A 19,681-nucleotide genomic window follows, 5' to 3' on the forward strand; every position below is an offset into this window, starting at 1 on the left:
GGCGATCGCAGATCGCGAGGGCGTGGCACGCGCACCGACGGGAGATCCTGGCGGTCGCCCTGCTGTCCCCGCTGGCCTACATCCTGGTCCTGTTCGCCATGCGACTCGCCCCGGTGAGCCCGGTCGCTGCGGCTCGGGAGCTGAGCATCGTCCTGGCGGGCCTAAATGATTGATTCCGTGAAGTTGGTGTTAGTGGTCGAACGCGATGAGTGAGCGTTTGCTGGTCGCGCCGGTTTCCCAGTTGTGCCAGATGCCTGCGGCCATGGCCAGCAAGCGCTGGGCGACGCGGGTGAACACGCCTGCCGGGGTGCGTCCGCCGTGCTGTTCGAGGCCGAGTTGGCTTTTGAGGGTCTGGTTGACCGACTCGATCCACTGGCGCACACCGCCGAGGTTGCCGCATGCGTAGGTTTCGTCCTTGCGGTCCGGGCGCAGTAGCCGCAGTTGCTTCGACTCGGTGAGTTTCTTGAACTCCTTGCCGGAGAAACCCTTGTCGGCCAACAGAATCTGGCCGTTGCGGATCAGGTAGTGGTTGTTGTCGAGTAACGCGGCCAGCACCTCGCGTTCGCCGATCTTGGGGTCGGCCAGGCACCACATGACCGGCATCCCGTCCCCGGTACACACGAGGTAGAGCTTCAGGCCCCAGTACCACCTGGAGTGTGACGCGCAGTAACCATAGTTGGCGTGGCCGGCCAGGTCCGAGCGTTTCACCGTCTCCCGGGACATGCCGCATGGCACCGGGGTGGCGTCGGTGATCCACAGGTCGTCGAACCAGGACGGGCAGCACGCGGCCAGGGTGATGATTGCCTTGCACAGCAAGGGCTGCGCGTTCCTCAAACGCTTGTTGTATCCGGGCTGGCGAGGCACGTGCGGGAACATCGCCAGCAGCTCGGGGTTGCTATGCACGTGCCGCATCCAGCGACGCTCACCGTTGTAACGCAGCAGAACCTGAGCCACCGCCAGCGTCAGCAACTCACTGTCGGTGAACAGCGGGCGCCGTCCCCGTCCGGTCCGAGCCGGGACGACATGGTCATCGATCAGCACGTAGAGTGCGGTCAGGAGGGTGTTCAGTTCTTTCGTCACAGTTTGATCTTGAACACCCTCCTCCCAGGCCGTCACACCGGCCCCCTTCACATGATCTTCACGGAATCAATCATCTAATGGCCTGGCGCCTCCTGGCAGAACCGCAACCGGCCCGCCGCATGATGGGCGCGGTCGTCGTCCTCGCCGGAGTGGCCCGTCCTCCTCGGCATCGCCTGAGTCAGAGCCACTCGGCGAGGACAGCGCGCGCGCCGCGTTCCGCGAGTTGCCGGTACGTCGTCGTCACCGAGTCGCGGAAAACCGGGTGCCAAGCGAGTTCCGGCGCGAAGATCCGCTCGACGCCGAGCAGACGGCTCGCCTCGTCGGCTGGGGTTCCGCCGAGCGCGTCGCGCAGCACGCCCGCCAGCGGGTCGTCGAGCGTTTCGGTGGTCGCGACGTGCCGCATCCAGGCCGCGACCCCGAGCGCCACCCAACTCGGGTCGCCGCCGGAGGCGAGCTGTTCCGATGCCGTGTCCAGCAGGCGGGGCCCGAGTTTTCTGTGAGCCGTCCTGGGCGACCTGGGCGGTGGTGTGCCGCAGAGCGGGGTTCGCGAACCGCGCCAGCACGGACTCGCCGTAATCGCGCACGTCGACGCCGGAGGGTGCAGCGAGCACCGGCGCGACCTCCGAGCCGATCAGCCCGCGGCAGGCGCCAGCGAGCAGCGGTTCGGCCACGGCTTCCGCGATCGTCGCGTGCCTGCACGCCAAACTCAGGTAGGCCAGCATGGAATGGCTCGCGTTGAGCACCCGCAGCTTGAGTGCTTCCCACGGCTCCACGTCGGCGACCAGCACCGCTCCGGCGAGCTCCCACGGTGGGCGGGCGGCGGCGAAGTCGTCCTCGATCACCCACTGCCGGAACGGCTCGGCGACCACCGCCGCCTCGTCCCGCAACCCGGTCCGCGTCCGCACCTCCGTGAGGTCGTCGGCGGTGGTGGCGGGCACGATCCGGTCGACCATCGTGGCGGGGAACCGCATGTGCTCGGACACCCACGCCGCCAGCTCGGCGAGCCCTGCTGCGTCGATGAACTGCTGCACCAGCCGCCGCAGGGTCCGGCCGTTGGCGGGCAGGTTGTCGCAACTGACCACGGTGACCGGTCCGGCACCGGTTCCGGCGCGGCGCTGCAGCCCGCGCACCAGCTGACCCACGACCGTCCTAGGTGGACGATCCGTGAGGTCGGCCAGCACCTCGTGGTCGGCCAGGTCGAGGTCACCGGTCGCCGGATCGTGCCGGTACCCCTTCTCCGTCACGGTGAGCGTGATGACGCGGATGTCCTCGCGCGCCAGCAGTTCGACCACCGCCGCCGGATCGACGCCCTCGCCGCGGGCGACCTGGAGGCCAGCGTGACGGCCTTGCGCGCGCACCTGCGAGCGGTCTTCGGAGACGTGGAGCGGATCCGGGCGACGGCACCCGACCTGTTCGTCGACAGCGCCGACGAACGCCCGGTCCGACGGAGCGTCACCTTCCTCCAGTAGCGCCGACCGTTCGGCGGTCGGTGGTCCCCGCGGGTAGAAACGGGGCATGGAGGTCTTGAACAGCCGGTTGATCCTTCGTCCCCAGGACTGGGACCGCTCGTTGCGGTTCTACCGGGACGTGCTCGGACTGGCCATCGCACGCGAATTCCCCGGCGGCACGGTCTTCTTCCTGGGGCAGGGATTCCTGGAGATCTCGGGCCGGGGTGGCCCGGGACCGAGCCCGGACCAGGTGCTCTGGCTCCAGGTACGCGAAGTCCGAGCCGAGTTCGAGCGGCTGCGGGACCACGGCGTGACGGTCCTCGCCGAGCCCGAGCGCCAGCCCTGGGGGCTGGATGAGGCATGGGTGGCCGACCCGGACGGCATGCGAATCGTCCTGGTCGAGATCCCGGCCGACCACCCGATCCGCACCGACGTGCGCCCACCCCAGGCATGACGCCACCCCGCGCTCGAGGGTGAGCGAGAGCCGGATATCACCCACGAGCCAGGAGTCGCCGCGACCTGAGCCCAGCGACGAATTCGCCGAAGGCAGCAGCCGAGACGACGAGTACCGGTCCGGTTGGGCCCTTGGAGTCTCGAATCGCCGCGCTCTTCGGGCCTAGCGCCACTTCGAGGCAGTTGGTGTTACCGCGACGACTGCTCTTGCGCCAATCCGGGGCGCTTGGCGACTTGGGGCGCGCCGAGCCCGGTGGCAGCGCGAGACCTGCGCAGCTCGGCGCCGAGTTGTCGAGCACGGTGGGCGTGGACCTCTGCATGGCTGAATGCCGGCGCGATCCTTCGACGTCGGAAGCGAACATTCCGATGTGGCGGGTGGTTTCACTCCAACGTTGCCGGACTTGCCGTGCCGGCAACCGAAACGGTCCCGGGCGGCTCTGATGAGGTCGACGTCCGGACTACGGCCGGATGGCTCGGGTTTGGGCTTGGGTGGTGCCTCGGGCCGGTGGTTGCCAGGCCCAGGTCTGCGCGTCGGCGAAGCCGGCGGCTTGGACGTCGGCGTGGAGCCCGGCGCGGCCGCCGGGCAGCCAGCGCTCGTGGGTCGACAGCAGCAGAACGCCGCCGGGGCTTAGCACGCGGTGCAGTTCGGCCAGCGCGGTGGCGCGGTCCGGCCACAGCTGGACGTTGTTCACGCTGAGCACCACGTCGAACGCCGCGTCCGGTTGGCCGGTCTCCTCAGCGGTGCCGTCCTGGACGGTCACATTGCTCATGGCCGCGCATCGCCGGGAGGCGGCCTGCCGCATCCGCGGCGACGGTTCGATCGCGACGACGCGCGCCGCCTGCTCGCCGGCCGCCAGCAATCCCACGCCGGGACCGGGCCCGATCACCAGCACCGCTTCGCCGCCGGACAGCCGGGCCAGGCGCACCACCTGCTGCTCCACCGCCGCGTTGCCGCGCGCCATCAGCGCACCGCCCACGGTGCCCAGCAGTCCGCTCGGGTGACCGAAAGCACGATCCAGGGCGAAGGCGACGAAACCGCTCATACGACCAGCTCAGCAGCCCGAAGCCGGTGGTCGCATCCGGGATGTCCCGGAGTTGGACGCCGGGTACCGGGCGTGTCATGGGACGATGGGGTGAACCCCCGCACCAGTCGACATCCGCGAGGAACACTGAGTGAGCAGTTTCGCCGACACCACGTTCACGCCCCCGGAGCGAATCCGGAATTTCTGCATCATCGCGCACATCGACCACGGCAAGTCGACGCTGGCCGACCGCATGCTGCAGCTGACCGGTGTGCTGGAGGAACGCGCGTACCGGGCCCAGTACCTCGACCGGATGGACATCGAGCGGGAGCGCGGCATCACGATCAAGGCGCAGAACGTGCGCCTGCCGTGGACCTCCGACGGCGTCGACCACGTGCTGCACATGATCGACACCCCCGGTCACGTCGACTTCACCTACGAGGTCAGCCGGTCGCTGGCGGCCTGCGAGGGCGCGGTGCTGCTGGTCGACGCCGCGCAGGGCATCGAGGCGCAGACGCTGGCGAACCTGTACCTCGCGATGGAGCACGACCTGCAAATCATCCCCGTGCTCAACAAGATCGACCTGCCGGCCGCTGAGCCGGACAAGTACGCCGCCGAGCTGGCGCACATCATCGGCTGCGAGCCGGAGGACGTGCTGCGGGTGTCGGCGAAGACCGGTGAGGGCGTCGCAGCCGTGCTGGACGAGGTGGTCCGGCAGATCCCGGCGCCGCAGGGCGCCGTCGACGTGCCACCGCGCGCGATGATCTTCGACTCGGTCTACGACACCTACCGCGGTGTGGTCACCTACATCCGGGTCGTCGACGGCAGGATCACGCCGCGGCAGCGGATCCGGATGATGTCCACCGGCGCGACCCACGAGCTGCTGGAAGTCGGCATCATCTCGCCGGAACCCAAGCCTTCGGCGGGGCTCGGCGTTGGCGAGGTCGGCTACCTGATCACCGGGGTGAAGGACGTCCGCCAGTCCAAGGTCGGCGACACGATCACCGCCGAGCGCAAGGGCGCCGAGGAGCCGCTCAGCGGCTACCGCGAGCCGAAGCCGATGGTGTACTCCGGGCTCTACCCGATGGACGGCACGGATTACCCGCTACTGCGCGAGGCGCTGGACAAGCTGCAGCTCAACGACGCGGCGCTGACCTACGAGCCGGAGACTTCCGGGGCGCTGGGCTTCGGTTTCCGCTGCGGTTTCCTCGGGCTGCTGCACCTGGAGATCACCCGTGACCGGCTGGAGCGCGAGTTCAACCTGAACTTGATCTCCACCGCGCCGAACGTGGTCTACGAGGTGCAGATGGAGGACGGTTCGGGGTTGGTGGTGACCAACCCGTCCGACTGGCCCGAGGGCAAGATCAAGGACGTCTTCGAACCGGTCGCGAGATGCACGATCATCGCGCCGTCGGAGTTCGTGGGCACGATCATGGAGCTGTGCCAGAGCCGGCGCGGGCAGTTGTCGGGCATGGACTACCTTTCGGAGAGCCGGGTCGAGCTGCGCTACACGCTGCCGCTGGCGGAGATAGTCTTCGACTTCTTCGACCAGTTGAAGTCCCGGACCCGCGGTTACGCCTCGATGGACTACGAGGAGTCCGGCATGCAGGCGTCGAACCTGGTGAAGGTCGACATCCTGCTGCAGGGCGAGCCGGTAGACGCGTTCAGCGCGATCGTGCACCGCGACGCCGCCTACGCCTACGGCACGAAGATGGCTTCGAAGCTGCGCGAGCTGATCCCGCGGCAGCAGTTCGAGGTGCCGATCCAGGCGGCGATCGGGTCGCGGATCATCGCCCGCGAGACGATTCGCGCGATCCGCAAGGACGTGCTCGCCAAGTGCTACGGCGGTGACATCAGCCGGAAGCGGAAGCTGCTGGAGAAGCAGAAGGAAGGCAAGAAGCGGATGAAGACCATCGGCCGCGTCGAGGTCCCGCAGGAAGCCTTCGTCGCCGCGCTGTCCACCGATGAAGCCAAGGACGACAAGGCCAAGGGCAAGAAGTAGCGCCCCGCCCCTGACGCGAAGCTGCCGGTTCGTGAGTGTTTTGGGCTGCCATAGGGATCCTGCTGGTTAATTCGGGGGTGTAGTGATCGTGTACTGGCTGGTGCGTGTTGATCGTTTTTGGTAGACGGTGATCCAGTGCCGCCGGTCTCTGTCCCTGACCGCCGCAACGTGCTTGCGGGCGAGCGCATTGTGGATGCCGGCTACACCTCCGCTGAGCCGATGATCAGCGCCCAGCGCGACTTCGATATCACACTGCTGAGTCCGTTGCGCGTCGGCATTCCCCACAGGACCGCACCCAGGGCGGTTTCGACCGCACCGCCCTCACCAGGCACCACACGCACCAGCCACCTCGCCATACTCGACCTCACCCTCGCCGCATGACGATCAATTAGGCAACAGAGTCCGGAAGCTGCCCAAAGCACTCACGAGCGCAGGTTGTGGCTGTCCATCCAGGATGCGACCGCGGTGGCGATCGCTTCGGGGTGGTCCTCCGGGGTGTGGTGACCCGCGACGAGTTCGTGGTCGGCGATTTCGAGGCTGGCGATGTTCGCCGTGCACCAGTCGATGAGCTGCGGGGTCATCATCGTTCCCGGGCCGGGTTCGAAGGTGAGCATCAGCTTGGGCACGTCGGTACTGGTCGTCAGCCACTCGTCGTAGTTGTGGACCCTTGCGGTGACGTCGGCCGGGTCCCCGCCGAGTGGCATCGCCCGCGTCCAGCGCAACAGGGGCAGGCGGCTGTCGCGGGTGGGGTAGGGCTTGCGGTAGGCATCGAGGTCCTCGGCGCCGAGCCGGGTGGCAACGGTACCCGGCAGCCCGTCGAAAATGTCGCAGTCCAGAACCATCGCTTCGCCGACACCTGTGGTCTTGAACGCGCGGAAGAGGTCGCGGCCCGCCGCCGGGAACTCGTCCCAGGACATCGTCTTCACGATCGTCTCGGTGAACGCCGTGCCCCGCACCCCGGCCGGGATGGCGCGCGGCCCAGTCGAATGCCAGCGCGCCGCCCCAGTCGTGTCCAATTAGGACAATCGCGTCCAGGTGCAGCGCGTCGAACCAGGCGTCGAGGTAGCGGGCGTGATCGTCGAAGGTGTAGTCGATGTCCGGCTTGCCGGAGGCGCCCATGCCGATCAGGTCCGGTGCCAGGCGTCGGCCGGGATCGCCCACCGCAGGCAGGACTCGTCGCCACAGGTACGACGACGTGGGGTTGCCGTGCAGGAAGACGATCGGCACGCCGGCGCCGATTTCCCGGTAGAACATGGTCGAGTCGAGAACGTGTGCGACAGGCATGGTTTTCTTCGTGCAGGTTCGGATCGTGTTGCTGGCGGTCACTCGAAGGCCGCGATGTTGCGCGCCACCCATTCGGCGAAGGTGCGGGCCGGACGGCCGAGCAGCCGTTCGACGTCAGGGCTGACCCGCTGCAGGGCACCTGGCGAGCCCAAGATGTCGAGGGTGCGGTCGACGATCGGTTCGGGCATGAAGCGCGTCATCTGCGTTTTGGCTTCCGCCCGGCTCTGCTCGACGAAGCGCACCGGCTCACCCAGCGCCTCGCCGATCGCCGTGACCTGCTGCCGGGGAGTGATCGGTGCCGGCCCGGTCAGATCGTAGATGCGGCCGGCGTGGCGGGTGTCGCGCAGCGCGGCGGCGGCGGCCTCGGCGATGTCGACCGGATCGATGGCGGGCAGGCCGACGTCGCCGAACGGTGCGGCGACAGTCCGTTGTGCGCGAACCATTTCGGCCCACTGCAACGCGTTGGAAGCGAAGTTCCCTGGCCGCAGCATGGCCCATTCCAGGCCCGAGCGCGTCACCGCGTCCTCGAATTCCGGCGAGTGGTGCCGCGTGCCGACGCCCTGTGAGGACAGCAGGACGACCCGCCGAACACCGCCGGCCCGCGCGACTTCCAGGACGGCGTCGAGGTCGCCACCGGCCGCCGCGAAATCGCCGGAGGTCAGCAGGAAAATGGCGTCGGCGCCATCAATGGCCGGCTTGAGGTTTGCCGGCTCTGCCATGTCGACCTGCTGGTGGCGCACGCCTGCCGGCACGTCCTGGGCGGAGATCCGCCGGGAAACCGCCGTCACTTCCTCGCCCGCCGCGACCAGGGCCTGCACCAGCGGGCGCCCGACGTTCCCGGTCGCTCCAGTCACCACGATCATTTTTGTGCTCCGTTTCCGAGTGCATCTGCTGACTCGGCGAAGCTACTATCGTTGGACTAGTAGATACCTAGAGGAAAGTAATGGGCGAAAGGGGAAAGTGTGCGTCAGGACACACTCCAGCGGGGTCGCGTGGCTCCGGAGAACGCCTGCCCGATCGCGCCGGTGGTCGACATCGTCTTCAGCCGGTGGACCACCCCGATCTTGTGGGCGCTCAACGAGTACGGCCGCCTACGGTTCGTGGAGCTGGAACGCCGGATTGCCACGATCACGCCCAAGGTGCTGACCCAGCGGCTGCGGGCTCTGGAGCGGGACGGTCTCGTAGTGCGCAGCTACTACGCGGAGGTCCCGCCGCGGGTGGAGTACGAGATCAGCGACCTCGGGCGCAGCCTGGCGCCGCTTTTCGCGGCGATCTCCGAATGGTCGGTCAACCTGGACAAGGTCGAAAAGGCCCGCCATGACTACGACACCAAGAAGCGGGGTCGCGCGCCGCGCGCCTGATCCGCGGAGCTACCGCCTTGTTGCACGGCGAGTTGCCGGTTTCCGCTTTCCTGAGCGGAATCGGGCGCAGCAGTGCGAGGCGGCTGGCGGTGCGTTCGACATCGGCACCGCTTGCCAGGGTGTCGGCGATCCTGTGGTCGGCAGGCACGTGCGTAATGATGTCCTTGTCACACAACACGTCTACGACGTTGGCGAAGCGCTGCCACGTGTCCGGGCTGTAGTCGGCAAGCTTCGGCACGCCGCTGATCACTCACGTGTCGAACTGCTCGGCGCCGTCGAGGTAGTCGCGCGTTGAGGTCGGCGTCGAGCACAGCTCGCCGAAAGGCAGCCGTTGGCGAGCAGGCGGATCTGCCGGTCGGCGTATTACCGGGTGATGGCGTCCTTGATGCGAGCCGCCGTCGCGTGGTCGCCGAGGCGTTCCCCAGCATGAGGGCGGCCGCGAGGATTTGAGAGGTCGGATTCGCCTCGTCCCGCCCGCGATCGTGGACGCGCTGCCGTGGATGGGTTCGAAGTAGGCAACGTGGTTGCCGATGTTGCCGGACGGGCGCATGCCGAATCTGCCAATGGTGGCCGCGCCGACGTCGTTGAGGATGTCGCCGGGGAAGTTCTCCATGACGAGCACGTCGAAGTGGCCGGGACCGGTGACGAGGTCGTACCAGTTGATTGCCAAGGCTAGCGGCCCAGAGGCGTTCGACGCGGAGCCGTTCCGGGTCCGCATCGTGCCGTCGGAGCTGCTGGGCCGCCGTCGCCCGGTCTAGCGGCCTAGGTGGCGATTTCGCGCTAAATGGGCTACTAATCCAGCGACCCTACCTCGCGGGACCCCTCGACAGTCCGGTGTGGACAAACAGAAGTAAACAATCGTCTCATGACGCACAGTGAGCACAAGCGTGCCGTTGCGGCGGTGGTGCGGGGGTGTGTCGGCGTGGGGCGTCGGCGCTGCTGAGGTATGACGGTGCCCCGCACCCGTGGTGCGGGGCACCGTACAGGTGGCGGGGTCGCGACTAAGATCGGCTTCTCGTTTGTTCCCATTGTCGGCTCATGACCCCAGTGAGGAGATACTTTTTCATGCTCCTGGCAAGAAGATCCGCTAACCCTGACTTTTCATGTGGGTCGGTTGTGTTGCGGCGTGCCTGAACACAGAAAGTGCTCCTGACCTGGGAGGATACGGGTGTCTGACGTCCGTATCGCAACCAAGGTGAGGAGCACTTTCGAGGTGCAGGCTACTGGGTGGTCGCGGGGTTTGGAAGTCACCGCTGATGGTGAGGGGATCGTGTCGCACGCCGGGCTTGCGCTGCTGCGCGGGTTGACCGATAAGACGGGTTTGACCGCAGGCTTGTCGAAGGCGCTGGCCGGCACCCGGTTGCTGGTGCATAACCGGGGCCGGGTGGTAGCGGATGTGGCGTGCGCGATCGCCGACGGGGCGCGGGCGATCAGCGATTTCCGGGTGATGGGTGACCAGCGGGAGCTGTTCGGGCCGGTGGCGTCGGTGCCCACCGCGTGGCGGACGTTGGAAGAGATCGCCGACGGCGGAACCCGCACGGCGAAGAAGATCACCGCCGCAGTGAACACTGCCCGCCGGTATGCGTGGGACCAGATCGTGACACGCCACGGCACGCTTCCCGGGGTGCGCATCGCGGACAAGACCCTGGAGGGGGTGACCTGCGTCCGCATCGACGCGACGGTCACTGACGCGCATTCGGACAAGGAGTGGGCGGAGGCGAACTTCAAGGGGTTCGGCCATCACCCGCTGCAGGCCTACTGCGACAACACCGGGGGTGAGCCGCTGGCGTGGATGCTGCGCCGCGGTTCGGCCGGCAGCAACACAGCCGAGGACCACATCGCCATCACCGATAGTGCGATTGCCGCGCTGCCACAACAGTTTCGGAGGCGGTTGATGGTCACTGTGGACGGTGCCGGCGCCAGTCACGAGCTCATCGCACATCTGGACAAGCTCGCGTCCCGGCGCGGATACCAGCTCATCTACTCGGTGGGGTGGGCGCTGACCGAGCGGGAGAAGACCGCGATCCGGCTGGTGCCCGAGCGGGCGTGGGTGCAGGCGATCGGGCCGCGCGGGCAGCTGCGTGAGCGACGCGCCGAGGAAGCCTGCGACAACCCCCGGTGCACACACGCCCGCTGCTGGGTCGAGCAGGCCCACGTGGCCGAGCTGACCGGGCTGCTGCGGCAGGGACCAGGCGGCGACCAACTCTCCGCCTGGCCGGAGAAGATGCGGGTGTTCGTGCGTCGCGAACGTCCCCATCCTGGGGCGCAGCTGACCCTGTTCGAAACCCAAGACGGGTGGCGCTACACGCTGTGGGTCACCAACCGTCCCGAGACCACGAAGGGGTGGCTGGGGCAGTCGCAGTACATCGACGCCGCGCACCGGGTGCACGCCCGGGTGGAGGACTGCATCCGCACCGGCAAGGACACCGGCCTGGGCCGATTCCCCTCCCGCGACTTCGCGATCAACACCGCCTGGCTGACCACATCCATGACCGCCGCCATCCTGCTCTCCTGGCTCAAACTCCTCGCCCTCGACGGCGCTCTGGCCAAAGCCGAGCCGAAAACGTTGCGCTACCGCATCCTGCACACCGCGGCCCGCCTCGTCCGCGGCGGCCGCCGACGACGACTCAAAATTCCCCGCACCTGGCCCTGGGCCACCCAGATCGAGAGCGCCTGGCAGCGCATCACCGCCCTGCCACAAGCACCCTAACCAGCGCCAACCCGCCCCTACGACCCAAGAAAGACCCCGGGGCCCGTGGAACCCCCGGCCACCCGGCCCGACAGCCGGGCAACCATCACGCCCAGGCCGCGAAAACCAGCCCCACCACAGCAAAACCCAACCCCCTCACCCGCTCACCGACCGCCATGAAAAGTCAGGGCTAAAGCTTCCATTGCTTTCATGTCTTGTTGTCGGACCGGACATATGCGGGATGTATGGTCAATCGGCGAATCTTCGGGATTTCGGAATTGCTCGGAATGTGACGGCTTGAGGATTCCGAGCTCGTACCCCAGAATAACAGCACCGACACGGTTGCGCAGATTAAACTTGCGGTAGATACTACCCAATCGGGACTTTACGGTATCTTTCGAGATGTACAACCGCATCCCAATTTCATTGTCGGTAAGTTCGCAGGCGATACAATGAGCGTTATTCACGAGCGTTACCACCCAAGGCGGTAGAATTCGAGCGCTGCGATAATGCGGATGATGGTAGGCAGTTCGGCGAGGCGTCCCCGATAGCCGGTGGCGAGTATTTTCCAGTTCTTTACGTGGGCGATGCATCGCTCGACGGCAGACCGTATTGAGGAGATGGTCTTGTTGTTCGACTTGTCGTTTGTGGAGAGTTCACCGCCCTTGGGTTTCTTGCGTGGAGTGATCGCGTGAGTCCCTTGGTATGCGGGGTCGGCGATAGTAGGGGTGTCCGAGAGGCGATCTTCCCAACCGCACTCGTCGAATGCTTTGCGGTCATGCATCGAGCCGCGCATCGGCGCGGATATTCCCAACAGGTCACCATCGGTATCTGCTGCGATCTGGATGTTGAGGCCTGCGCGGCGGCGCTTGCCGGAGTAGTTGACCTCGTGACCAGCGCGGTTGCCGGTCGGGACATCGGTTCCGTCGACCAGGACGAGTCGGCCACGGATGGCATCCTTGAGATCTGGAATGTGCAGACATAATGCCTCCCCGATCAAGGGAAGAATCCCTCGATAGATCCGCGATACAGTCGGCTGGCTCAGACCGAATAAATCGCCGACAGCTGCCTGGTTTAAATTCTGTCGGACATACACCAAAGTGATCACGACAGCCCGATACAGTCCCACCGTCAGAGGCCACGGTTGCTTGCCGCGACACTGGACGATCTGCCAGATACGCACGACAAGCTCCTCGATCTGGTCAGCAGCAAGCCCTGTAGTAGACTGATAACGCAACGGCCCTACCTTTAAGTCGTCTTCTTTGGGAGAAAACGATCTTACCTGGTTGGGGTCGTTGCTCTATTTTGGGGTGATCACCCGCTGCCTGAATAACGCTCAATATATGACGTCCCTCTCTTCCTTCGTGAGATTTATCAACTGGTCTGTGCTGAATCTTTGCGGAGACGTTCTCACTACATTAAAACCGTTCGTACTAGTTTGAAAATGAAGGAATCACGTGGATGCGGCCGGTTGACGTGACAGGCCCAATGAACGCCAACCGGCCGCGAACGGACCATGCCGGGCCGGGGGGCGTACCGCGTCGTTGCGGTAGACCGACATGGGCCGTGTCCGGGGTTAAGCGGTGCGCCTGTGGCGTCCGCTGATCACCTCGGCCGGTGACTCTTCCCGCAATGCCCCTTCAAGGCAGCGGGAGCAGGCTCTCACAGCCGGTGGCGTGTTCGATTTGCCCATGTTGAGCCCGCATCGCGACGTCGCGATGGTGCCGGGCTTGCGATCGTGTACGAACCCGAGATGGTCAGTCCAGACAACCCGGAACCCTGGCGGTCCGGCGTCCCCTTCTGTCTCGGGCGCTGGTGTGAATAAGCCCGATCCGCTCACTCTTTGCCCCCGTCTGATCTCATGGCATGCGCCCGAACGTGAAGTACATGGGAGAGCCGCCGCAATTTGTCCGCTAGCGCTACCTGATTCTCTAGGGGGTAGTCCCCCCGCACGATATTGAACTGTGCATCGCTGATTGCTTATTGGGCGTCAGCAAGCATCACAGCAAGCGTGTCGGCCGGAACCTGACTCACCACGGGTGGCATCTCGGCCAGTCGATCAGCTCTGCCAATGACGACTAGCAGGCAAGGAACGCACGCTGCCCCATCACCCTCCTCGCACACCTCCACCTGCACGCGTCGGAACTTCTCCCCAGACACGGACGTCACCGTGCCATCCCGAGATTCTTCCGCGCAGTGCAGGACACGTTTCGACTCACGTACGACGCCCTGTTTGTAGCGGAACCACCGCACGTCGCTACCCTCGGGCGTCTGATTGGGCGAACCAGCTGGGCCAGGTGGACCAGGAACGGCGCTGTGACCCGCCATGATGCCTCCCACGTGTGTTGACCTGACAAGTACGCTGTGCCTGAACAGACCGGGTGATCAGGTAACAGGTTGGGAGTCTCCAGAACGACAACGGCAATAGCCTAAACGGGTGATACGCCGGAATGACACGAAGGATGCATCGCATGGCTACAGCGATAGGATCGCCGCGCGCACGTGCACTATCAGCAGCTTTGCGTAAAGCACGCGAAGATCGAGGATTGAGCTTGCGTGACCTAGCGAAACGCGTATCACTGAACTACTCGTATCTATCGAACCTGGAAACCGGCAAGCGCGTTCCAAATGTCGAAACTACAGCGACGATTCTCGGCGCGCTTCGCCTATCAGCCACTGACCGGGAAAGAATTCTCGATCTAGCTCGCAACGTAAGCGAACCAAATTGGCTGACTGTCGGCATTCCAGGGATACCGCATCAACTAGCCGGGGCATGGGAGTGCGAACGCGCAGCGTCATTGATTACCGCGTGGAATCCTTGCGTCGTACCTGGGTTGCTGCAAACTACAGACTATGCGCGGTCAATCGCCGTAGCGAGCGGACTGGAAACACACGAAGTTGAATCACGCGTGATGGTCAAACTTTCCAGGCGCGAAATTCTCACCAAACGTGACCCTGTGACGTTTAAGGCCCTAGTTGCCGAAACTGCACTGCGCGAACCGATCGGTGATCCTACGGTCATGGTGGACCAACTACGCCACTTGCTCGCCATCGCGGAACGGCCAAACGTTGCAATAAGGATAGTTCCGCAACGGATCGGATGGCATCCCGGCCTGATGGGTCCATTTGTCCTATATGACTTTGCCGATTCGCCTTCCGTTGTGCATTTTGAGCACCACAGTTCGGGTGCGTTCGATCAAGATGAGGACGACGTAAAAGCGTATCGAAACGCAATAAACAGGATGACAAGCTTTGCCATGAGTACGCGTGATTCAAACGGATTCATCGCGCGACTCATTGTGAATGAATGGAGTGAAAATGGAAAAAGAAATTCGCTGGATCAAGTCTAGTTATTCCGGCGCTAACGGCGATTGTGTCGAACTGGCCACCACATTAGACGCAATCCGTGATTCGAAAGACCCGAACGGTCCGACGCTCGCAATCGATGTGTCGTCGCTCGTTCGTGCGGTGCAGCAGGGTCGTTTCGATCGCTGAATGTATGACGCCCCGGTGCGTGGCACCGGGGCGTCATTGTTAGTTTCTGCCGTTGTATCTTCGATGATCCTCGACTATGCCTCTCCAAGTCGAGTAGTCGCGCTCAACAACGTCGAAGCTGCATTGGTTGCACTTCCATCGCTGGTTCGAGCGTGTCAGGGTGTGTCCGGTTGCTGTGTCTTGGTAGAGCCGTCCGTGGTTGAACGGGTATTGGCGGAACTGAAGCTGGACACTTGCCGCCGGTCCCTTGTTGAGTGTCATCGTGTCGCCATCCTGATCATGCTGATAAGCATGGGGATTTGGTCGACCATGTGCTTTGGAACGTCGGCGGTTTCAGTCGTGGCAAGTCGATGGTCCGTTACGGTCAGCGTGTACTGATCACCATCATTGTTCACTTCAGCCGTATAGAGTTTCTGCATTGCTGTGGCCTCCTCTGAGTGTGACGGCCCAAACGTCATATCACGTTTGGGCCGTCGGTCGGTTTCTTTACTTTTTGCTGTCTGTCTTGGTGCGGCGCGGCTGTTCGTCTTTGCTGATTGTGCGGAACACGACGGCCGTCGTCGTCGCGTTCCTTGCCTGTTTCGAACGCATAGCCGTGTCGGTTTTTCAGCGACCTTAGGCACGCGATAATCCGTTCTGCTTCCTTGTCGTCGCTGACGGCAACGCGTTTGTTGTTGCCTTTCTTCAGGCTGTCGTCAACAGCCTGGAATAACTCCGCTGGAATGTCGAGCCCGGAGCGTCTGGAACGTGGAATCTCGCCGTTCCTGTTGCTGATCTCAAGGGACATAGGTGGGGTTCTCCCTCGCTAGTGAATATGAGCCAAGTACCTGCCTGGGGTACGCGGTAGATGACGTTCTACCGAATACTCCCGATCTTGTGCAAGGGGGTTCGTTAAATTGAGTAGTTTTGCGGAGCAACTTGGAGTTTGATGCTTTTACGAGGCTCCTCGCTAGATCGTGTGGGTTTGATCGGCGTGGCGGCTTTGACTGGTTGGCCCACGGCTTCGTTGGCTGTGTGACCGTCGGTGACGGTCGGATGGTTGATGAGGTCGATATGGACGGGCTGGAGTTGTTCACCACGGCGCTGGGTTTGGGCGAGCCGTGGCGGGTGACGGGCGCGGAGTTCGCCGAGTAGGAGGGGCGGCTGGACCTGCATGTCGCGTACCGGCGGGGTGCGCGGTTTGTGTGCCCGGAGTCCGGTTGCGCGCGGCAGCAGTGTCGGGGTGCATGACACGGTGGACAAGACGTGGCGGCATCTGGATTTCTTTCAGCACAAGGCGTTTCTGCACGCGCGGGTGCCGAGGGTGCGCTGCAGCGAGCACGGGGTGCGGCTGGTGGCCCTGCCGTGGGCGCGGCCGGGGTCGGGGTTCACGATGCTGTTCGAGGCGCTGGTGCTGACCTTCGCCAAGGCGATGCCGGTGGCCCGGGTCGCCGCGGCGGTGCGTGAGCACGACACCCGGGTATGGCGGGTGGTGGAGCATCATGTGCGTACTGCCCGGGCCGGTGAGGACTTCTCGTCGGTGCGGCGGGTGGGGATGGATGAGACCTCGGCTCGCCGGGAGCAGGACTACATCAGCCTGTTCGCCGATCTCGACACGGCCCGGGTGCTGTTCGCCACCGAAGGCCGCGACGCCGCCACGGTCGAGCGACGATCGAGTCAGCCCTCGGGCGTCAACGCCCGGGGGCTGACCACGCCACGACACCCCACGCCGACACACCCCCGCAACCGCCGCAACGGTACGCTTGTGCTCACTGTGCGTCATGAGACGATTGTTTACTTCTGTTTGTCCACACCGGACAGTCGAGGGGGCCCGCGAGGTAGGGTCGCTGGATTAGTAGCCCATTTCGCGCGAAATCGCCACCTACCAGCGGATGTCCCTCGGCACTCAGCCCTGGTGTGCTTCGACGAACGCGTACACGTCGGCCTCATCCACGCCGGGGAAGGTGTCCGACGGCAGTGCGGCGAGCACGTGCGAGTGGGCTCGGGCCGACGGCCACACCATGCCTTCCCAGCGGCTCGCGAGATCCGCGGGCGGGCGCTGGCAGCATTCGCCGTTCGGGCACTTCGACTTGGAGTGGTTGTTGGTGTCCCGGCCCCGGAACCACCGCGACTCCGTGTAGGGCACGCCTAGGGTGATCGCGAAATCCCGCCCGCGGCCGGGGTCGACGTGCGCGACGCACCAGTGCGTGGCACCGGGCTTGTCGGTGTACTGGTAGTAGGTCGAGTAGCGGTCCGGGGATGCGAACACCTGGCGTCCCGCCCAGTACCGGCACATCCGCTGCCCCTCGATGGCGCCGGTCTGGTCGGTGGGGAAGACCAGCCCGTCGTTCTCGTACGCCTTGTAGATGATGCCGGTCTCGTCGTTGCGCACGAAGTGGCAGACGAGGTCCAGGTACTGGGTGGCGAGGTTGGTGAACCGGTGCGCGGCCATCTCGTAGGACACGGAGAACACGTCGCGCAGGTCCTCGACGGCGAGGTCGCGCTCGGCCTTCGCGTCCTGCAGGAACGGCACGGCCGTCTGCTCGGGCACCAGGACCGCGGCGGCGAAGTAGTTCGCCTCGACGCGCTGCCGGAGGAAGTCGGCGAAGTCGCGGGGCTGGCGATGGCCGAGGCTGAGGTGGCCGAGGGTCTGCAGCAGGATGGTCCGCGGGCTGTGCATGCCCAGCGATTCGCGGCGCAGGAAGATCCGCCGGTTCTTCAGATCGGTCACCGAGCGCACCGAGCGGGGCAGGTCGGTGACGAACCGCAGCCCGTAGCCGAGGTGCGTGGCGATGGACTGGATCAGGCCCTCGGACAGCGGGCCGCCGTGGTAGCCGACCTTGTCGAGGATCCCGGCAGCAGCCTTCTCGATCTCGGGGAAGTAGTTGCCGTGCTCGCGCATCATGCCGCGCAGTTCGGCGTTGGCCTTGCGGGCCTCTTCAGGGGTGGCGACCTGCTTGGTCTCGCGGCGCTTGAGTTCTTCGTAGAGCGCGAGGACGTGTTCGAGGGCTTCGGTGGGGACGCGTTTGCCGGCCTTCAGCGGCGGCACGCCCAGCCGTTGGTAGATCGGGTCGAGCTGCGCCTTCTCCACGGCGATCTCCAGCTCGGCGCGCCGGTTCGGCGGCTTCTTGGACAGCAGCTCGTCGACGGAGCTGCCCAGCGCATCCGCTAGTGCGCGCAGCAACGACAGCTTCGGCTCGCGGTGGCCGTTCTCCAGCAGCGACAGCTGCGACGGCGCGCGCCCGACCCGTTCGCCCAGTTCCACGAGGGTGAGCCCGGCTGCCCGGCGCAAGTGCCGCAGCCGCTGACCGAAGACCAAAAGGTCGTGTGCTGTTGAAAAACTACGGTCTTCTTCCGTAGCAAACTCCGTCATGGCGTTGATGCTAGCAGAAAAAATGCGAAAATTACCTCGAAATACTGGTCGTGTTTCGCTGGATGGGGGTCAAGACTGGGATCAACAGGCCGCAGGGCGATCTCGGAAGGGGAACATCATGAGCATCCGCGAGCAGGCGAAGCAGGCCGTCGAGGAGCTGCAGCGTGACTGGGACACCAACCCGCGTTGGCAGGGCATCGAGCGAACGCACTCGGCCGAGACCGTCATCCGCCTCCGCGGTTCCGTGCGCGAAGAGCACACCCTCGCCCGGCAGGGCAGCGAGCGGCTGTGGAAGCTGCTGCACGAGACCGACTACGTCAACGCGCTCGGCGCCCTGACCGGCAACCAGGCGGTCCAGCAGGCCCGCGCCGGTCTGCAGGCCATCTACCTGTCCGGCTGGCAGGTCGCCGCGGACGCCAACCTGGCCGGCGAGACCTACCCGGACCAGAGCCTGTACCCGGCCAACTCGGTCCCGGCGGTCGTGCGGCGGATCAACAACGCCCTCAAGCGCGCCGACCAGATCAACTGGTCCGAGGCGCTGGACCCGCAGGGCGCCGGCGGTGAGAGCGAGGACATCCACTGGCTGGCGCCGATCGTCGCCGACGCCGAGGCCGGTTTCGGTGGCGTGCTCAACGCCTACGAGCTCATGAAGGGCATGATCGCCGCTGGCGCCGCAGGTGTGCACTGGGAGGACCAACTGGCCTCCGAGAAGAAGTGCGGCCACCTCGGCGGCAAGGTGCTCATCCCCACCGGCCAGCACGTCAAGACGCTCAACGCCGCGCGCCTGGCCGCGGACGTCGCCGGCGTCCCGAGCCTGGTCATCGCCCGCACCGACGCGCAGGCCGCGACGTTGCTGACCAGCGACATCGACGAGCGCGACCACCAGTACGTCACCGGTGAGCGCACCCCGGAGGGCTTCTACAAGGTGCGCAACGGCATCGAGCCGTGCATCACCCGCGCCCTGGCCTACGCGCCGCACTCGGACCTGATCTGGATGGAGACCTCGACCCCGGACCTGGAGGTCGCACGCCGGTTCGCCGAGGCAGTCAAGGACAAGTTCCCGGAGCAGATGCTGGCCTACAACTGCTCGCCGTCGTTCAACTGGAAGAAGAACCTCGACGACAGCACCATCGCCAAGTTCCAGCGCGAACTCGGCCACATGGGCTACAAGTTCCAGTTCATCACGCTGGCCGGTTTCCACGCGCTGAACTACAGCATGTTCGACCTGGCCAAGGGCTACGCGGAGGACGGCATGACGTCCTACGTGGACCTCCAGGAGCGCGAGTTCGCGGCGGAGGACCGCGGCTACACCGCGACCCGCCACCAGCGCGAAGCGGGCACCGGCTACTTCGACCTGATCAGCACCGCGGTGAGCCCGGACTCCTCGACCACCGCGCTGGCCGGTTCGACCGAGGCGGCCCAGTTCCACTGATCTCGCAGACCAACTGAATCCGTGGTCGGCGCGTGGGTAGCGCGCCGACCACGCCCCAGACGC

At 65.2% G+C, this 19,681-nt stretch carries 20 protein-coding genes and 2 pseudogenes; 10 read left to right on the top strand and 12 right to left on the bottom strand.

Going from position 1 to position 19,681, the window contains the following annotated elements; genetic code table 11:
• Positions 1-29 precede the first annotated feature (29 nt).
• Positions 30-164, top strand: a pseudogene (locus tag FDZ84_RS40705) (EamA family transporter); the annotation flags it as partial.
• 25 nt (positions 165-189) lie between these two features.
• On the opposite strand, the gene FDZ84_RS19045 reads toward FDZ84_RS40705, so the two are convergent.
• Together FDZ84_RS19045 and FDZ84_RS19055 are read right to left on the bottom strand one after the other, a co-directional pair.
• A complete protein-coding gene (locus FDZ84_RS19045; RefSeq protein WP_168584373.1) occupies positions 190-1,080 on the bottom strand; it encodes an IS982 family transposase in 891 nt (296 codons plus the stop codon).
• Between the two features lie 74 nt (positions 1,081-1,154).
• Positions 1,155-2,597, bottom strand: a complete 1,443-nt coding sequence (locus tag FDZ84_RS19055; RefSeq protein WP_210435621.1) for a mannitol dehydrogenase family protein — start codon at positions 2,595-2,597, stop codon at positions 1,155-1,157.
• Here FDZ84_RS19055 and FDZ84_RS19060 point away from each other — a divergent pair.
• Positions 2,596-2,982 carry a VOC family protein gene (locus FDZ84_RS19060; protein ID WP_168587017.1) on the top strand — a complete coding sequence of 129 codons (387 nt, stop codon included), beginning with the start codon at positions 2,596-2,598 and terminating at the stop codon, positions 2,980-2,982. The genes FDZ84_RS19055 and FDZ84_RS19060 overlap by 2 nt on opposite strands.
• Before the next feature lie 37 nt (positions 2,983-3,019).
• Here the strand turns inward: FDZ84_RS19060 and FDZ84_RS19065 are convergent, their stop codons facing one another.
• Positions 3,020-3,343, bottom strand: a complete 324-nt coding sequence (locus FDZ84_RS19065; protein ID WP_371812869.1) for a DUF397 domain-containing protein — start codon at positions 3,341-3,343, stop codon at positions 3,020-3,022.
• 96 nt (positions 3,344-3,439) lie between these two features.
• Positions 3,440-4,024, bottom strand: a complete 585-nt coding sequence (locus tag FDZ84_RS19070) for a class I SAM-dependent methyltransferase (protein WP_168587019.1) — start codon at positions 4,022-4,024, stop codon at positions 3,440-3,442.
• Between the two features lie 130 nt (positions 4,025-4,154).
• Here FDZ84_RS19070 and lepA point away from each other — a divergent pair, with 130 nt between their 5' ends.
• Complete coding sequence (lepA, locus tag FDZ84_RS19075; protein WP_168587020.1) at positions 4,155-6,005, top strand: translation elongation factor 4; 1,851 nt, start codon at positions 4,155-4,157, stop codon at positions 6,003-6,005.
• 135 nt (positions 6,006-6,140) lie between these two features.
• Positions 6,141-6,386 (top strand): hypothetical protein, encoded by a 246-nt coding sequence (locus FDZ84_RS19080; RefSeq protein WP_168587021.1) that lies wholly within the window; start codon positions 6,141-6,143, stop codon positions 6,384-6,386.
• 3 nt (positions 6,387-6,389) lie between these two features.
• Here FDZ84_RS19080 and FDZ84_RS40710 read toward each other — a convergent pair whose 3' ends face one another.
• A complete protein-coding gene (locus FDZ84_RS40710; protein WP_371812870.1) occupies positions 6,390-7,361 on the bottom strand; it encodes an alpha/beta fold hydrolase in 972 nt (323 codons plus the stop codon).
• Positions 7,328-8,152 (bottom strand): NAD(P)H-binding protein, encoded by an 825-nt coding sequence (locus FDZ84_RS19090; protein WP_168587022.1) that lies wholly within the window; start codon positions 8,150-8,152, stop codon positions 7,328-7,330. The genes FDZ84_RS40710 and FDZ84_RS19090 overlap by 34 nt, the downstream gene beginning before the upstream one ends.
• A gap of 99 nt (positions 8,153-8,251) precedes the next feature.
• Between FDZ84_RS19090 and FDZ84_RS19095 the strand changes: the two genes are divergently transcribed.
• Complete coding sequence (locus tag FDZ84_RS19095; RefSeq protein ID WP_246869096.1) at positions 8,252-8,650, top strand: helix-turn-helix domain-containing protein; 399 nt, start codon at positions 8,252-8,254, stop codon at positions 8,648-8,650.
• A 250-nt stretch (positions 8,651-8,900) separates the two neighbouring features.
• Here the strand turns inward: FDZ84_RS19095 and FDZ84_RS19105 are convergent, their stop codons facing one another.
• A complete protein-coding gene (locus FDZ84_RS19105; RefSeq protein WP_168584106.1) occupies positions 8,901-9,320 on the bottom strand; it encodes an isocitrate/isopropylmalate family dehydrogenase in 420 nt (139 codons plus the stop codon).
• A 498-nt stretch (positions 9,321-9,818) separates the two neighbouring features.
• Between FDZ84_RS19105 and FDZ84_RS19115 the strand changes: the two genes are divergently transcribed.
• Entirely contained in the window at positions 9,819-11,360 is a 1,542-nt protein-coding gene (locus tag FDZ84_RS19115) for an IS1380 family transposase (protein WP_246868362.1), read from the top strand.
• A 143-nt stretch (positions 11,361-11,503) separates the two neighbouring features.
• On the opposite strand, the gene FDZ84_RS40715 is transcribed toward FDZ84_RS19115, so the two are convergent.
• Both FDZ84_RS40715 and FDZ84_RS19125 read right to left on the bottom strand, forming a co-directional pair.
• Positions 11,504-11,818 carry a response regulator transcription factor gene (locus FDZ84_RS40715; RefSeq protein ID WP_371812871.1) on the bottom strand — a complete coding sequence of 105 codons (315 nt, stop codon included), beginning with the start codon at positions 11,816-11,818 and terminating at the stop codon, positions 11,504-11,506.
• On the bottom strand, positions 11,812-12,576 hold the full coding sequence (locus FDZ84_RS19125; protein ID WP_168584374.1) for a transposase family protein: 765 nt from the start codon (positions 12,574-12,576) through the stop codon (positions 11,812-11,814). Before FDZ84_RS19125 ends, FDZ84_RS40715 begins: the two co-directional genes overlap by 7 nt.
• A gap of 1,234 nt (positions 12,577-13,810) precedes the next feature.
• On the opposite strand from FDZ84_RS19125, the gene FDZ84_RS19130 reads away from it, so the two are divergent.
• Together FDZ84_RS19130 and FDZ84_RS19135 are read left to right on the top strand one after the other, a co-directional pair.
• Positions 13,811-14,689 carry a helix-turn-helix transcriptional regulator gene (locus FDZ84_RS19130; RefSeq protein ID WP_210435622.1) on the top strand — a complete coding sequence of 293 codons (879 nt, stop codon included), beginning with the start codon at positions 13,811-13,813 and terminating at the stop codon, positions 14,687-14,689.
• Complete coding sequence (locus FDZ84_RS19135) at positions 14,658-14,834, top strand: DUF397 domain-containing protein (protein WP_168587025.1); 177 nt, start codon at positions 14,658-14,660, stop codon at positions 14,832-14,834. The genes FDZ84_RS19130 and FDZ84_RS19135 overlap by 32 nt, the downstream gene beginning before the upstream one ends.
• 257 nt (positions 14,835-15,091) lie before the next feature.
• Here the strand turns inward: FDZ84_RS19135 and FDZ84_RS19140 are convergent, their stop codons facing one another.
• Both FDZ84_RS19140 and FDZ84_RS19145 read right to left on the bottom strand, forming a co-directional pair.
• A complete protein-coding gene (locus tag FDZ84_RS19140; RefSeq protein ID WP_168587026.1) occupies positions 15,092-15,253 on the bottom strand; it encodes a hypothetical protein in 162 nt (53 codons plus the stop codon).
• Positions 15,254-15,288: 35 nt separating this feature from the next.
• Complete coding sequence (locus FDZ84_RS19145) at positions 15,289-15,621, bottom strand: hypothetical protein (protein WP_168587027.1); 333 nt, start codon at positions 15,619-15,621, stop codon at positions 15,289-15,291.
• Between the two features lie 366 nt (positions 15,622-15,987).
• Here FDZ84_RS19145 and FDZ84_RS40720 point away from each other — a divergent pair.
• Positions 15,988-16,308: pseudogene (locus tag FDZ84_RS40720) on the top strand (helix-turn-helix domain-containing protein); the annotation flags it as partial.
• Positions 16,309-16,719: 411 nt separating this feature from the next.
• Here the strand turns inward: FDZ84_RS40720 and FDZ84_RS38980 are convergent.
• Positions 16,720-18,186, bottom strand: coding sequence for a helix-turn-helix transcriptional regulator (locus FDZ84_RS38980; RefSeq protein WP_246869097.1), 1,467 nt, complete (start codon positions 18,184-18,186; stop codon positions 16,720-16,722).
• Between the two features lie 118 nt (positions 18,187-18,304).
• Here FDZ84_RS38980 and aceA point away from each other — a divergent pair, with 118 nt between their 5' ends.
• Complete coding sequence (aceA, locus tag FDZ84_RS19155; protein WP_168587029.1) at positions 18,305-19,618, top strand: isocitrate lyase; 1,314 nt, start codon at positions 18,305-18,307, stop codon at positions 19,616-19,618.
• Positions 19,619-19,681: the final 63 nt, after the last annotated feature.

The organism is Saccharopolyspora sp. ASAGF58 (genome assembly GCF_012277335.1).
GTDB classification, from domain to species: Bacteria; Actinomycetota; Actinomycetes; order Mycobacteriales; family Pseudonocardiaceae; genus Saccharopolyspora; species Saccharopolyspora hattusasensis.